The organism is Streptomyces alfalfae (assembly GCF_004127445.1).
Classification (GTDB): domain Bacteria; phylum Actinomycetota; class Actinomycetes; order Streptomycetales; family Streptomycetaceae; genus Streptomyces; species Streptomyces alfalfae.
In genome coordinates this window covers 394,336-408,318 of the sequence record NZ_QEXM01000057.1, presented here as the reverse complement: position 1 = coordinate 408,318, position 13,983 = coordinate 394,336, and the positions used below count along the sequence as shown (strand labels likewise).

Here is a 13,983-nt window from a genome sequence, read left to right as displayed (position 1 = left end):
ACCCGTCAGTGCCCCCGGGCGATCCACTCCTGGAGATGCGGCGCCTCCGCGCCGATCGTCGTGCTGTCGCCGTGCCCGGTGTGCACCACCGTGTCGGGCGGCAGCGTCAGCAGCCGCCGCTCGATGGACTCGACGATCGTCGGGAAGTCGCTGAAGGAGCGGCCCGTCGCCCCCGGCCCGCCCGCGAACAGCGTGTCGCCGGTGAAGACGGCGCCGAGGCCGGGGGCGTGCAGGCTGACGGCGCCGTGGCAGTGGCCCGGCGTGTGCAGCACCTTCAGGACGGTGCCCGCGACGGCGAGTTCCTGCCCGTCGGCGAGTTCGCCGTCGGGGGCCCGGTCGGGGTGGGTCTGCTCCCACAGCTCGGTGTCGGCCGGGTGCAGCAGGACCGGAGCGCCCGTACGCGCGGCGAGCGCCGGGGCCGCGTCGATGTGGTCGTCGTGGGCGTGGGTGCAGACGACGGCGACGAGGCGCCGCCCGCCCACGGCCTCGGCGATGGCGTCCGCGTCGTGCGCGGCGTCGATGACGACGCACTCGCTGTCGTCGCCCACGATCCATACGTTGTTGTCGACCTCCCAGGTGCCGCCGTCGAGGGAGAACGTCCCCGACGTGACGAGGTGGTCGATCCGCGCGCCCGGGGCGCCGTGCGGGCTCTCGGCGGTCATCAGAACACCACCACCGAACGCAGGACGTCGCCGTGGTGCATGCGCTCGAAGGCCTTCTCCACGTCCTCCAGGGCGATGGTCTCCGTGACGAACGCGTCCAGGTCCAGGCGGCCCTGCCGGTAGAGGTCGATGAGCATCGGGAAGTCGCGCGAGGGCAGGCAGTCGCCGTACCAGCTCGACTTGAGCGAGCCGCCGCGGCCGAAGACGTCGAGCAGCGGCAGCTCGATCTTCATCTCCGGGGTCGGCACGCCGACCAGGACGACCGTGCCCGCCAGGTCGCGGGCGTAGAAGGCCTGCTCATAGGTCTCGGGGCGGCCGACCGCCTCGATGACGACGTCCGCGCCGTTGCCGCCGGTCAGCTCGCGCACGGCCTCGACGGGGTCGGTCTCGCGGGAGTTGACGGTGTGGGTGGCGCCGAGGCTCCTGGCGGTCTCCAGCTTCTTGTCGTCGATGTCCACGGCGATGATCCGCGCGGCCCCGGCGAGCCGGGCGCCCACGACGGCCGCGTTGCCGACGCCTCCGCAGCCGATGATGGCGACCGAGTCGCCGCGGCCGACCTCGCCGGTGTTGATGGCCGCGCCGATGCCGGCCATCACGCCGCAGCCGAGCAGGCCCGCGGCGGCGGGCGAGGCGTCGGGGTCGACCTTGGTGCACTGCCCGGCGGCGACGAGGGTCTTCTCGGCGAAGGCGCCGATGCCGAGGGCCGGGGAGAGTTCCGTGCCGTCGGCGAGCGTCATCTTCTGCCGGGCGTTGTGCGTGGCGAAGCAGTACTGGGGGCGACCGCGCAGACAGGCACGGCACTGCCCGCACACGGCACGCCAGTTGAGGACCACGAAGTCACCGGGGTCGACCTCGGTGACGCCCTCGCCGACCGACTCGACGACGCCGGCGGCCTCGTGCCCGAGCAGGAAGGGGAACTCGTCGTTGATGCCGCCCTCGCGGTAGTGGAGGTCCGTGTGACAGACCCCGCACGCCTGGACCTTCACCACGGCCTCGCCCGGACCCGGGTCCGGCACCGTGATCGTCTCGATCCGCACCGGCTCGCCCTTCGCGCGTGCGACCACGCCTTGCACCTGCTGCGCCATGACTACAGCCCTTCTCTCTCTGCACGTCTTTCCCGCCCCATCGTTACAGGTCCGGCACCCGCTGTCCGCAGCGGCACGGGTACGCCGCCGGCGCGGGGCGGGGCAGCCACGGAGAACGCGGCGTCTGACGCCCTCTAGGGTGTCCGCGTGCGTGATCTCGCTGCTCAGGCCCTGCTCCCCGTCGACACGGCCCTCGCCGTGGCCCTGTTCGCGCTGCTGCTCGTCGCCACGGCGACGGCGGCCGTGTTCCGGCTCGCGCCCGACGGCTCACGGGGCCGGGCGCGCGAGATCCTGCTGGCCGGGGTCCGCGCCACCGTGCAGTTGGGCGCCGTCTCGCTGGTGATCGGCCGGGTGGCGCACCACACGGCGGCGCTCTACGCCTTCCTGCTGCTGATGTTCGGCGTGGCCGCCCGTACCGCGGGGCGCCGCATCACCCGGAACGGCACCTGGTGGTGGGCCGCCCTGCCCGTCGCGGGCCCCGTCATCCCCGTGGTGGCGGGACTGACGGCGGCGGGGCTGCTGCCCGTGCGGGGCATCGCCATGATCCCCGTGACGGGCATCCTCATCGGCGGCGCCCTGACCGCCACGGTGCTCTCGGGACGCCGCGCCCTGGACGAACTCCACACCCGCTACGGAGAGTTCGAGGCGGGCCTGGCCCTGGGCCTCGCCGACCACGACGCCCGCATGGAGGTCGTCCGCCCCGCCGCGTCGGACGCCCTGCTGCCGGGCCTCGACCAGACCCGCACGGTGGGCCTGGTCACCCTCCCCGGCGCCTTCGTCGGCATGCTCCTGGGCGGCGCGTCGCCGGTCCTCGCCGGAGCCGTGCAGCTCTTCGTCCTGATCGCCCTGCTCGCCGTCCAGGCCGTGGCCGTGGCCGTGACGGTCGAACTGATCGCCAGGGGGCGTCTCCACCGCGAAGGGACCGGCCTCGCGAAGACCCGGACGGGCCGGGCGTAAGCTCGACGACCATGTCCGTCTACGAAGAAGAAATCGGCGCCCTGCGGGGCGGTTCCGCCGACCTGCGCCAGTTCGAGGGCAAGACCGTCCTCGTCGTCAACGTGGCCTCAAAGTGCGGTCTCACCCCGCAGTACGCGGGCCTCGAGCGGCTGCACGAGCAGTACGCCCCGCGCGGCTTCAGCGTGCTCGGGGTGCCCTGCAACCAGTTCATGGGCCAGGAGCCCGGCACCTCGGAGGAGATCGCCGAGTTCTGCTCGGCGACGTACGGCGTGACCTTCCCGATGACGGAGAAGGTCGACGTCAACGGCGCGGACCGGCACCCGCTGTACGCGCGCCTCGTCGACACCCCCGACGCCGAGGGCCACACCGGTGACATCCGGTGGAACTTCGAGAAGTTCCTGGTCGACGGCGCCGGCGAGGTCGTCGCCCGGTTCGGGCCGCGCACCGAGCCGGACGCCCCCGAGGTCGTCGCCGCCGTCGAGAAGCACCTGCCGACCTGACACCACCGCCCGCAAGCGGGGCGCCTCCGGCCGGGTGAGGGCGGCCCGGCCGGGGGCGCGGGCCGCCGAGCGGGTGATACGTCCGGCCGGGCCAAGCCGATCTGCGGAGTGACGGCGGCGCTCATACGGTGACCGAATGGTCATCAGGTACCTTTCGCGCTCCTCCTCCGTCCGTACCGCGGCCCTCGCGCTCGGGGCCCTGGTCCTCCTGTCCACGCCCGTCTCCGCCGCCGAGCTTTTGGCGGAGCCCGCGCCGCCGCGCCCCGTCCCCGCGTACACCTCCGCCTACCTGGACCGTCCCGGCGTGCAGGTCAGGCCCGACGCCGACGCGCCGCCGCTGCCCTCTCACGTCTCCGCGCTCGCCTGGCTGGTGGCCGACGCCCACTCGGGCGAGGTGCTCGCCGCGCGGGACGCGCACCGCCCGCTGCCGCCCGCCTCGACGCTCAAGTCCCTCTTCGCCCTCGCGGTCCTGCCCCACCTGGACGTCGGCAGCCGGCACCTGGTCGCCCCGCGCGAACTCGACCTGGTCGGCGCCGGCAGCAGCCTGGTCGGTGTGGCGCCCGGCCGTGACTACCGCGTCGACGACCTGTGGCGCGGCGTCTTCCTCAGCTCCGGCAACGACGCCGTGCACGTCCTCGCGCGGCTCAACGGCGGCCTGGACAAGTCGGTGCGGCAGATGCGGGAGAAGGCCCGGGAGCTGGGCGCGCGCGACACACACGTGGTCTCGCCCGACGGGTACGACGCCGACGGGCAGGTCTCGTCCGCCTACGACCTGGCGGTGTTCGGCAGGGCCGGGCTCGCCGACCCGCAGTTCTCCCGCTACTGCTCCACGCGCGTCGCCCAGTTCCCCGCGGGCGGCTGGTCGTACCCCATCCAGAACACCAACCGCCTGCTGACCGGCGCGGACGGCGTCGCCCCCTACCCGGGGCTGCTCGGCATCAAGAACGGCTACACCAGCAACGCGGGCGCCACGCTGATCACCGCGGCCCAGCGCGACGGGCGCACGCTCGTCGTGACGGTGCTGAACCCGCAGGAGGGCGGCGGATACGCCGTCTACGAGGAGGCCAGGTCCCTGCTCGACTGGGGCTTCGCGGCGGCGGAGAAGGTGCGGCCCGTGGGTTCGCTGCTCCCGCCGCCCGCGAAGATCTCCCGCGCGCGCACGACCTCGGAGAGCGCCCTGCTGGAGCCCGACGACTCCGACTGGCCGGCGCTCATGATGGTCATGGCGGGCGGCGTCGCCGTCCTCGCGGGCCTGATCGTGGCGGTCAGGCGGCGGGCGGCTACGGTGTCCCGGCGCACGGAAGCGAAGAAGAAGATCGTCGAGTGAGGGCCCGCCGCCGCGCGGGCGCCGCGCGAGCGTGGGGAGACGCCGGATGAGCGGAGCGCTGGGGGTGGCCGTGCTCGGCGCGGGCCACATGGGGGCCGACCACATACGGCGCATCGGCGGGACGGTGGGCGGGGCCCGCGTCGTGGCCGTCGCCGACCCCGACACCGCGCGGGCCGAGGCCGCGGTGGCCGGACGCCCCGGTGTCCGGGTGCACGGAGACGCCCTCGCCGCGCTCGACGCCCCCGGCGTGGAGGCGGTCCTGGTGGCCTCGCCCGAGGCGGCGCACGAGGAGGCGCTGCTCGCGGCGTGCGCGCGGGGCCTGCCGGCGCTCTGCGAGAAGCCGCTGACGCCCGGCTCCGCCTCGGCGCTCCGGGTGGTGGAGGCCGAGGCACGGCTGGGCCGCAGGCTGATCCAGGTGGGGTTCATGCGGCGGTACGACGCGGAGTACGCGGCGCTGAAGTCCCTGCTCGACTCCGGGCGGCTCGGCCGCCCCCTCATGCTGCACTGCCGCCACCGCAACGTCTCCTCTCCCCCGCACTTCACCTCGTCGATGCTGATCAGCAGCTCCGTCTCGCACGAGATCGACGCGGCCCGCTGGCTGCTCGGCCAGGAGATCACCGCGGTGACGGTGCTGCGGCCCGCTCCCTCGTCCGGGGCCCCCGAGGGGCTGCTCGATCCGCAGCTCGTGCTGTTCGAGACGTCGGGGGGCGCGGTCGTCGACGTGGAGATCTTCGTCAACTGCGGTTTCGGTTACGAGGTGCGGTGTGAGGCGGTCTGCGAACACGGCAGCGCCCAGGTCGGTGACGCCCGGGCGATGGTCGTCCGCTCGGCGGGCGGCGCGCGCGAGGAGGTGCCGCAGGACTACCTGGTCCGCTTCGCCGACGCCTACGACCGCGAGGTGCGCGCCTGGGTCGCCGCCGCGCGCCGGGGCCGGGCCGAGGGCCCGAGCGCCTGGGACGGCTACGCGGCGGCCGTCGTCGCCGAGGCCGGGGGCGCGGCGCTGCGCGACGGCAGGCGCACGGAGGTCGCCCTGGAGCGGCGGCCCGCGCTGTACGGCTGAGGTCCTGCCCCTCACGGCTCCCGGGAGTCGGTGTCCAGGCGGCGTCTGTCCTGCTCGTCCCATGTGGCGGTGGAGCGTGGTTCGACGTAGGGCTCCTCGTCCGGCGGATGGCCTCCGGCGATGGCCCGCTGCCGCGAGGTCTCGGCGTCGAACTCCAGGCCGAGGAGGATCGCGAGGTTGGTGATCCACAGCCACACCAGGAAGACGATGATCCCGGCGAAGGTGCCGTACGTCTTGTTGTACGAGGCGAAGTTCGCCACGTACAGCGCGAAGGCGGCGGAGGCGATCAGCCAGATCAGCAGGGCGAGGAAGCTGCCGGGGGTGACCCAGCGGAAGCCGCGCACCTTGGCGTTGGGCGTCGCCCAGTACAGGATGGCGATCATCACGATGACCAGGAGCACGAGCACCGGCCACTTCGCGATCGACCAGACGGTCAGCGCGGTGTCGCCGATGCCGAAGGCGGTGCCGGCCTGGCGGGCCAGCGGCCCGGTGAAGACCACGATCAGCGCGCTGATCACGGCGAGAAGCATCAGGACGACGGTGACACCGACGCGGACCGGCAGCACCTTCCAGACCGGGCGGCCCTCGGGGATGTCGTAGACGGCGTTGGCCGAACGGATGAACGCCGCCACGTAGCCGGAGGCGGACCACACCGCGAGGACCAGGCCGACGAGGGCCATGACCGAGCCGACCCCGGCGTTGCCCTGGAGCTGCCGCACCGCGTTGGTGATCACTTCGCGCGCGGCGCCGGGCGTGAGCTCGGTGATGTTGTCGAGCACCTTGTCGGTCGTCGACCTGCCCGCGATGCCGAGCAGGGAGACCAGGACGAGCAGGGCCGGGAACAGCGCCAGGATGCCGTAGTACGTCAGGGCCGCCGCGCGGTCGGTCAGCTCGTCGCGCTTGAACTCGCCGAGGGTCCTGCGCAGCACGTCCCGCCACGACTTCTTGCCCAGGGCCGTGGGTGTGTCCGGCGCCCGCCGCTCCACCTCGGGCCCGGGCCCGTGCTCCGGGTCCCGTCCCTCATCCCCGCTTCGCCCCGGTTCATGTAGCCGTGTCATGTGTCCAGCAGTACCCGTGGTCCGGGCCGCTCGCATGCGGGCCGGGGCTCCGGACGGGTCAGACGCCGCCGAGCAGCCGCGAAAGGCCCTGGTCGAGATCGAGGCTGGTCTCCTCGTCACCGGCGGGGACGGCGGCATAGGTGCGCGACAGGAAGCGGCGCAGCACGGAGGTGTCGAACTGCACCACGGCCAGCCCCTGGTGCGAGTGGAACTCCAGCACGGTCCGCGCCCGGCCGGACGGCCATACGTGCACGTCACCGCCGCCCGCGGGGGCGGTGAGGCCGTCGTCGAGGAGCTGGCGGGCGAAGACCCAGGTGACCTCCATGCCGTCCAGCGAGGCCTCGGAGGGGAAGGTGATCTGGACGGCCAGGGGGTCCGCCGCCGAGTAGCGCAGGGCCACCGCCAGGGCGCGCTCGCGGCCGTCCGGGGTGACGAGGCGAGCACGTGCGGGCTGCTGGAGGGTGTCGGCCATGATCGAGCTCCACTTCGGTCGTTCCGGTTCTCGGGACCTCCGGCGGCGAGGCCCCATGCCCTTGGGACCCGGGACACGGGCCTCCATTACGGCGGCACGCCAAAAGATTCATATGACCTGCGTCACCCCCTCGCCGCTGAGGCTCCGTGGCCGCCCGTGGTCGGCCGCACCGCCGCGCGTTCCGAGTGCCCTGCACGACGGGTCGCACACGTCCCTCCGGTGAACAGCGGCCCCGGCTGCGTCCGGCACGCCTCCGGTGCAGGATGGCCCCATGCTGCTCGCCCGGCTCGCCCACGTGTCCAAGGAAGTGGCCGCCACTTCCGCCAGGTCCCGGAAGATCGCTCTGCTCGCCGAGCTGTTCCGCGCGGCGGAGCCGGAGGACGTGCCGGTCGTCATCCCGTATCTCGCGGGGCGGCTGCCCCAGGGACGCCTCGGCATCGGCTGGAGCACGCTGAAGGAGGCGGGGCCGCCCGCCGGGGAGGCGACGCTGACCGTGGCGGGGGTGGACGCGGCACTCACCGCGATCGGCGCGGTGTCCGGCGCCGGGTCCCAGGCCGAGCGCAGGCGCCTGGTGGGCGAGCTGCTGGGGGCCGCGACCGCCGACGAACAGAAGCTCCTGACCGGCCTGCTCACCGGCGAGCTGCGGCAGGGGGCCCTGGACGCGGTCGCCGTCGAGGGGCTCGCGGTGGCCACCGGGACCCCGGCGGACGCCGTGCGGCGCTCGGTGATGTTCGCCGGGGGTGTGGCCCCGGTCGCCGAGGCCCTGCTCGCACGCGGCGCCGAGGCGCTGGAGGAGTTCCGCCTGACGGTGGGCCGCCCGCTCCAGCCGATGCTCGCGCACGGCGCCCCGTCGGTCGCCGAGGCCGTCGACAAGCTCGGCGCGTGCGCGGTCGAGGAGAAGCTGGACGGCATCCGCGTCCAGGTGCACCGCAGCGGCGACACCGTACGGGTCTACACGCGCACCCTGGACGACATCACCGACCGGCTGCCGGAGCTGACCGCCGCCGCGCGGGAGCTCAGGGGGGACAGCTTCATCCTGGACGGTGAGGTCATCGCGCTGGACGCCGGCGGGCGTCCGCGGCCGTTCCAGGACATCGCGGGGCGTGTCGGCTCCCGCGTCGACGTGGCGGCCGCGGCGGCCGAGCTGCCCCTGTCCCCCGTCTTCTTCGACGCGCTGTCCGTGGCGGGCCGGGACCTGGTGGACCTGCCGCTGACCGAGCGGCACACGGAGCTGACCGCCCTGGTCCCCGAGCCGATGCGGGTCCGCCGCACCCTGGTCGAGGACCCGGCCGACGAGCGGCAGCGCGCCGGGGCCCAGGAGTTCTTCGAGGCGACGCTGGGGCGCGGCCACGAAGGCGTGGTGCTGAAGTCGCTCGACGCCGCCTACAACGCGGGCCGCAGGGGCGCCTCCTGGCTGAAGGTGAAGCCGGTCCACACCCTGGACCTGGTGGTCCTCGCCGCCGAGTGGGGCTCGGGCCGCCGCACCGGCAAGCTCTCCAACCTGCACCTGGGCGCGCGGCGGCCCGACGGGAGCTTCGCCATGCTCGGCAAGACCTTCAAGGGCATGACGGACGAGATGCTGGCCTGGCAGACCGAGCGCCTCCAAGAGCTGGCGGTCGGCGGGGACGGCTTCGTCGTGCGGGTCCGCCCCGAGCTGGTCGTCGAGATCGCCTACGACGGCCTGCAGCGCTCCTCCCGCTACCCGGCGGGCGTCACCCTGCGCTTCGCCCGCGTCGTGCGCTACCGCGAGGACAAGCCCGCCGACCAGGCGGACACCGTCGAGACGGTGCTGTCCCGGCGCGACGTGTGACGGTGCGCGGCGCTTCCGGCGTGATTTTGCCAATCCTTAACGCCCGATAGGGTGACAGCTTGGGGTTGATCGCTTATCACGCAAGGGGAGAGCTGTGCCCGCATCACGTCTCAGCCGTACGCCGCTTCCAGGCATCGGCATCCGGTACGACCTGACCACCCGAGAACAGCGCAGGCTCTCGGTGGTCGCGCACCGGGACGGTGCGCGGACGCTGAGCGCCTACCGCTCCGACGACCCGGACGAGTGCGCGCTGTCGCTGCGGCTCAGCTCGGGTGAGGCGGACGCGCTGATCGACGCCCTGATGCCCTCGCACCACAGCCCGAACCTGCTGCACACCACGGACCTCGGCCTCGTCGCCGAGCGGGTGCTGCTGTCGGCCACCTCGCACTGGAACGGGCGCCTCCTCGGCGAGACCCGGATGCGCACCGAGACCGGCGTCTCGATCGTCGCGGTCCTGCGGCGGGCCGATGCCATCCCCTCCCCCGCCCCCGACTTCCGGCTGGCGGGCGGCGACACCCTCATCGTGATCGGCACGCGCGAAGGCGTGGAGACCGCCGCGACGATACTCGGAAGGGAGTGACCGCGTGCACTCCGCTGTCTTCCTGATCGAGTTCGGCGCGATCATCCTGGCCCTCGGCCTGCTCGGCAGATTCGCCGGGCGCTTCCAGTTCTCGCCGATCCCGCTGTACCTGCTCGCGGGGCTCGCCTTCGGTCAGGGCGGGCTGCTGCCGCTCGGCGCGAGCGAGGAGTTCGTCGCCATCGGCGCCGAGATCGGCGTCATCCTGCTGCTGCTGATGCTCGGGCTCGAATACACCGCGAGCGACCTCGTCAGCAACCTCAAGACGCAGTATCCGGCCGGGCTCGTCGACATGACGCTCAACGCCGTGCCGGGCGCCGTCGCCGCGCTCCTCATGGGCTGGGGCCCGGTCGCCGCCGTGGTCCTCGCCGGTGTCACCTGGATCTCGTCGTCGGGCGTCATCGCCAAGGTCCTCGGGGACCTCGGGCGGCTCGGCAACCGCGAGACCCCGGTGATCCTCAGCATCCTGGTCCTCGAGGACCTGGCGATGGCCGTCTACCTGCCGATCATCACCGCGCTGCTCGCGGGCGTCGGCCTGGCCGCGGGCAGCCTCACGCTGGCCATCGCCCTCGGCGCGGCCGGCGTCGTGCTCTTCCTCGCGGTGCGCTACGGACGGCTCATCTCCCGCTTCGTCTCCAGCGACGACCCGGAGAAGCTGCTCCTCGTGGTGCTCGGCCTGACCATCCTGGTCGCCGGGCTCGCGCAGCAGCTCCAGGTGTCCGCCGCCGTCGGCGCGTTCCTGGTCGGCATCGCGCTCTCCGGTGAGGTCGCCGAGGGCGCCCACTCGCTGCTCGCGCCGCTGCGGGACCTCTTCGCCGCCGTCTTCTTCGTCTTCTTCGGCCTGCACACCGACCCGGCCAGCATCCCGCCGGTGCTGCTGCCCGCCCTGGCGCTCGCCGTCGTCACCGCGTGCACGAAGATCGCCACCGGCTACTGGGCGGCGCGCCGCGCGGGCGTCTCCGTACGGGGCCGCTGGCGCGCGGGCGGCGCTCTGGTGGCGCGCGGCGAGTTCTCCATCGTCATCGCCGGCCTCGCGGTCGCCGCGGGCATCGAACCCATGCTGGGGCCGCTGGCCACGGCGTACGTCCTGATCCTTGTCATCGTCGGCCCGCTGACCGCCCGTTACACGCAGCCCGTCGCGGATCACGTGAGCGGGGTCATCGCCCGCCGCCGCATGGCCGGGGACCCCGCTGCCGCGGTGGTGCCCGGACCGCGGGAGACCGTGGAGTCGCTGGACGGGCAGGACGCGGGCGAGCGGTCCTAGCCGGCGGCGCGCGCCCCGCCGGGCAGGGGGCGCGCCGCGGGGAACTCCAGGACCGCCGCCCGAGGCCCCCTTCCCGCCTGGCACGATGCTTCCCATGACGTCAGGGCCCGCGTTCCGCCTCGCACGAGCCGCCGTGTTCGCGGCCGTGTGCGTGGTGGCGACGGCCCTGGGTCACGCGCTCATGTCCGGTGCCCCGCTGCCCTGGTGGGCGGTGGGGTACGCGTTCGCCGCCACGTCGGCCGCCGCGTGGTGGCTGACCGGGTGTGAGCGCGGGGCCCTCGCGGTCACCGGCGCCACCGTCGCGTCGCAGCTGGGCCTGCACGAACTGTTCGGCCTGGCCCAGCGGGTGAGCGCGCCCGCCCCGGCCGCCGTGCCGGCCTCCGCGCCCGTGTCCACGGCCACGGGTGGCGGCATGGACCACACGGGCCACCCCATGCCGGTGCCCGTGCCGGCGTCACCGCACGCCGCCATGCCGGACGAGGGCGTCTCCCACTGGATCATGTCCGTCTTCGGGCACAGCGCCCTCGGCATGTTCCTCGCCCACCTCACCGCCGCACTGCTCTGCGCCCTGTGGCTGTGGCGCGGCGAGGCGGCCGTGTTCCGCACCGGGCGGGCCCTCGCCGCCGCCGTCTTCGTGCCGCTGCGGCTGGTCCTCACGGCCCTGGCCGTCTCCCTTCCCCCGGCCCCGCCGCACGTCGGCGCGCTCGCGCCCGTACCGCGGCTGCGCGGGGTCCTCCTGCAGCACGCCGTCTCCCGCAGAGGTCCGCCGGTCCTTCCGGCCAGTTCCTGACACCGCCCGCACCCCACGTGCCGGGCGGATCTTCGGCGTTCCCCGCCGAAGCACCGAACTCTCCTCACCGAAGGACCTCTTGCGATGCCTCATGCCCTCGTGCACCCCGGACACGGCACGGACGCGGCCCGGGACGAGCTGATAACGGAATGGGCCCTCGCCGCGCGCGACGGCGACGGCGACGCGTTCGAGCGGTTCGTGCGCGCCACCCGGCGTGACGTCCTGCGCTTCGTGGCCCACCTCAGCGGCGACCCGCACGCGGCCGACGACCTGACCCAGGAGACGTATCTGCGCGCCCTGACCTCGCTCCACGGCTACGCCGCCCGCTCCTGCGCCCGCGTCTGGCTGCTCGCCATCGCGCGGCGCACGGTCGCCGACCGCTTCCGCATGGCGGCGGCCCGGCCCCGGATCTCCGACACCGGCGACTGGCAGGCCAGCGCGGAGCGTGCCCAGCCGCGCGGTCTGCCCGGCTTCGAGGAGGGCGTGGCCCTGCTCGACCTGCTGGCGGCCCTGGACGCGCCGCGCCGCGAGGCGTTCGTGCTGACCCAGCTCGTCGGACTCCCGTACGCGGACGCCGCCGCCGCCGTCGGCTGCCCCGTGGGGACGGTGCGCTCCCGGGTGGCGCGCGCCAGGGAGCGGGTGAGCGCGCTGCTGCTCGCGGCGGACCGCGTCGCGTGACCCGCACCGGCTGACCACGACGGGCCCCGGCCGTCGGCCCCCGCACACCTCGCGGGGACCGGCGGCCGGCTCCAGGACCGGCCCTAGCCGGTGTTCTCGCGCACGAACAGCGTCACCGACACGCTCGCCTCGAAGCCGTTGGCGCGCATCAGGGCGGCCGACGCCGTGTTGCGGGACTCGACGTCCGTGACCACGGCGTCGGCCCCGGCCTCCGTGAGCGTCGCGCAGCACGCCTTGACCAGGCGGCTCGCGACGCCCTGGCCCTGGTACTCGGGGGCGCACGCGATCCACTCCAGGTTGCCCCAGTCGGAGCGCTGGTCGAAGCCCATCGAGCCGAGCACGAAACCGGCGAGTTGTTCCCCGTCGAGCGCCACCCAGCAGGCGGACGCCTCGCTGTCGAGGTGGCCCGCGATGGCCGAGAGGGACCACGACGTGTACGGCTTGACGGAGGTGTCGTAGACCCTCCGCCCCAGGGCGAGGACATCGGCCAGATGGGCGGGCGTCATCGGGGCGAGCGCGACGGCCCCGCGTTCCGGCGGCGCGGCGGGGGTGGACATACGGGCCTCCCAGGGGCGGGCGCGGCGCCGGGCCGCGCCTTCGTCACCTCACGCTATGAGGCGGACCGCGGTCGCGCACGCGGAGCGGACCCGGGCGGCGGCCGGGCCGCACATGCCGCCGGGAACCCCGCGCCCCACCTGTCACTGGGCCAACTGGGCTACGCCGGACGCCCTTTGCCACACCTCCCGGATCGGGGACACGTGCGTGACCCGCCCCCGCGAAGGCCTATCGTGGAGCGCATGTCCGCTCCTGAACTGATCCGCATCGTCTCCCGCTCCTCCCCCATGGCCCTGGCCCAGGTGGAGCGCGTCCGCACCGAGCTCGCCGCGCTGCACCCCGGTATCCGCACCGAGGTCGTGCCGGTCACGACCTCGGGCGACCGCTGGATGGGCGACCTGGCGCAGCTCGGCGGCAAGGGCGCCTTCACCAAGGAGGTCGACGCCGCGCTGCTCGCGGGCGAGGCGGATCTCGCCGTGCACTGCGTGAAGGACGTACCGGCGGACCGGCCGCTGCCCGCGGGCACGACGTTCGCCGCGTTCCTCAAGCGCGACGACATCAGGGACGCGCTGATCCACCCCGGCGGCCTCACCCTCGACGAGCTGCCGGCCGGCTCCCGCATCGGCACCTCCTCGGTGCGCCGCCGGGCGCAGCTCGCCGCCTCGCACCCCGAGCTGGAGTGCGTGCCCATGCGGGGCAACGCGGGGCGCCGCCTGGAGAAGCTCGCCGCGGGCGACGCCGACGCGCTGCTGCTCGCGCAGTCCGGCCTGGAGCGCATCGGCCGCCCCGACCTGGCGACCGACGTGCTGTCCGTCGAGACGATGTGTCCGCCGATCGGCGCCGGCATCCTCGCCCTGCAGTGCCGTGAGGACGACACCGCGACGATCGACGCGGTGTCGGCCCTCGGTGACCGGGACGCCTGGCGCGAGGCGACGGCCGAGCGCATGTTCCTGCACGTGCTGCAGGGCCACTGCAACTCCCCCATCGCCGGGTACGCGCGCTCCGAGCGGGGCGGCGACCTGTCGCTGCGCGCCTGCGTCTTCACCCCCGACGGCAAGACCGTGCTGAACGCCCACGAGTGGGCGGGCCCGCTCGACCCGGCGACGCTCGGCACGTCGGTGGCCGTCGCGCTCCTGCGCCAGGGGGCGCGGGAGCTGATCGACGGCATCGCGCACTGACGGGGGCGTC

At 74.1% G+C, this 13,983-nt stretch carries 15 protein-coding genes; 10 read left to right on the top strand and 5 right to left on the bottom strand.

The genetic code is table 11. The annotated features are described in order from the left end of the window. Positions 1-5 precede the first annotated feature (5 nt). A complete protein-coding gene (locus DCW30_RS36300) occupies positions 6-662 on the bottom strand; it encodes an MBL fold metallo-hydrolase (RefSeq protein WP_076682660.1) in 657 nt (218 codons plus the stop codon). After that, positions 662-1,747, bottom strand: a complete 1,086-nt coding sequence (locus tag DCW30_RS36295; protein ID WP_076682662.1) for an S-(hydroxymethyl)mycothiol dehydrogenase — start codon at positions 1,745-1,747, stop codon at positions 662-664. The genes DCW30_RS36300 and DCW30_RS36295 overlap by 1 nt, the downstream gene beginning before the upstream one ends. Before the next feature lie 147 nt (positions 1,748-1,894). Here DCW30_RS36295 and DCW30_RS36290 point away from each other — a divergent pair, with 147 nt between their 5' ends. The 4 genes from DCW30_RS36290 to DCW30_RS36275 all read left to right on the top strand — a co-directional run bounded on the left by DCW30_RS36290 (position 1,895) and on the right by DCW30_RS36275 (position 5,591). Beyond that, positions 1,895-2,704 carry an ABC transporter permease gene (locus DCW30_RS36290; RefSeq protein WP_076682664.1) on the top strand — a complete coding sequence of 270 codons (810 nt, stop codon included), beginning with the start codon at positions 1,895-1,897 and terminating at the stop codon, positions 2,702-2,704. A gap of 11 nt (positions 2,705-2,715) precedes the next feature. After that, positions 2,716-3,204: a glutathione peroxidase gene (locus tag DCW30_RS36285; RefSeq protein WP_076682666.1), complete on the top strand. Its 489-nt coding sequence runs from the start codon at positions 2,716-2,718 to the stop codon at positions 3,202-3,204. 136 nt (positions 3,205-3,340) lie between these two features. Continuing rightward, complete coding sequence (locus DCW30_RS36280; protein WP_076682668.1) at positions 3,341-4,531, top strand: D-alanyl-D-alanine carboxypeptidase family protein; 1,191 nt, start codon at positions 3,341-3,343, stop codon at positions 4,529-4,531. A gap of 46 nt (positions 4,532-4,577) precedes the next feature. After that, on the top strand, positions 4,578-5,591 hold the full coding sequence (locus DCW30_RS36275; RefSeq protein ID WP_076682669.1) for a Gfo/Idh/MocA family protein: 1,014 nt from the start codon (positions 4,578-4,580) through the stop codon (positions 5,589-5,591). Between the two features lie 11 nt (positions 5,592-5,602). Here DCW30_RS36275 and DCW30_RS36270 read toward each other — a convergent pair whose 3' ends face one another. Together DCW30_RS36270 and DCW30_RS36265 are read right to left on the bottom strand one after the other, a co-directional pair. Then, positions 5,603-6,649 carry a YihY/virulence factor BrkB family protein gene (locus DCW30_RS36270; protein ID WP_076682671.1) on the bottom strand — a complete coding sequence of 349 codons (1,047 nt, stop codon included), beginning with the start codon at positions 6,647-6,649 and terminating at the stop codon, positions 5,603-5,605. Positions 6,650-6,707: 58 nt separating this feature from the next. Beyond that, complete coding sequence (locus DCW30_RS36265; protein ID WP_076682673.1) at positions 6,708-7,121, bottom strand: SsgA family sporulation/cell division regulator; 414 nt, start codon at positions 7,119-7,121, stop codon at positions 6,708-6,710. Positions 7,122-7,392: 271 nt separating this feature from the next. Between DCW30_RS36265 and DCW30_RS36260 the strand changes: the two genes are divergently transcribed. The 5 genes from DCW30_RS36260 (at position 7,393) to DCW30_RS36240 (ending at position 12,240) form a co-directional block, all read left to right on the top strand. Further along, a complete protein-coding gene (locus DCW30_RS36260) occupies positions 7,393-8,931 on the top strand; it encodes an ATP-dependent DNA ligase (protein WP_076682675.1) in 1,539 nt (512 codons plus the stop codon). A 94-nt stretch (positions 8,932-9,025) separates the two neighbouring features. Next, positions 9,026-9,511, top strand: coding sequence for a cation:proton antiporter regulatory subunit (locus tag DCW30_RS36255; RefSeq protein ID WP_062772610.1), 486 nt, complete (start codon positions 9,026-9,028; stop codon positions 9,509-9,511). 4 nt (positions 9,512-9,515) lie between these two features. Continuing rightward, entirely contained in the window at positions 9,516-10,772 is a 1,257-nt protein-coding gene (locus DCW30_RS36250; RefSeq protein WP_076682677.1) for a cation:proton antiporter, read from the top strand. Between the two features lie 94 nt (positions 10,773-10,866). After that, positions 10,867-11,562: a hypothetical protein gene (locus DCW30_RS36245; protein ID WP_076682679.1), complete on the top strand. Its 696-nt coding sequence runs from the start codon at positions 10,867-10,869 to the stop codon at positions 11,560-11,562. Between the two features lie 84 nt (positions 11,563-11,646). Beyond that, positions 11,647-12,240 (top strand): sigma-70 family RNA polymerase sigma factor, encoded by a 594-nt coding sequence (locus tag DCW30_RS36240; RefSeq protein WP_076682682.1) that lies wholly within the window; start codon positions 11,647-11,649, stop codon positions 12,238-12,240. 83 nt (positions 12,241-12,323) lie between these two features. On the opposite strand, the gene DCW30_RS36235 is transcribed toward DCW30_RS36240, so the two are convergent. After that, complete coding sequence (locus DCW30_RS36235) at positions 12,324-12,797, bottom strand: GNAT family N-acetyltransferase (RefSeq protein ID WP_076682684.1); 474 nt, start codon at positions 12,795-12,797, stop codon at positions 12,324-12,326. Between the two features lie 240 nt (positions 12,798-13,037). Between DCW30_RS36235 and hemC the strand changes: the two genes are divergently transcribed. Further along, positions 13,038-13,973, top strand: coding sequence for a hydroxymethylbilane synthase (gene hemC / locus DCW30_RS36230; RefSeq protein ID WP_076682686.1), 936 nt, complete (start codon positions 13,038-13,040; stop codon positions 13,971-13,973). Positions 13,974-13,983: the final 10 nt, after the last annotated feature.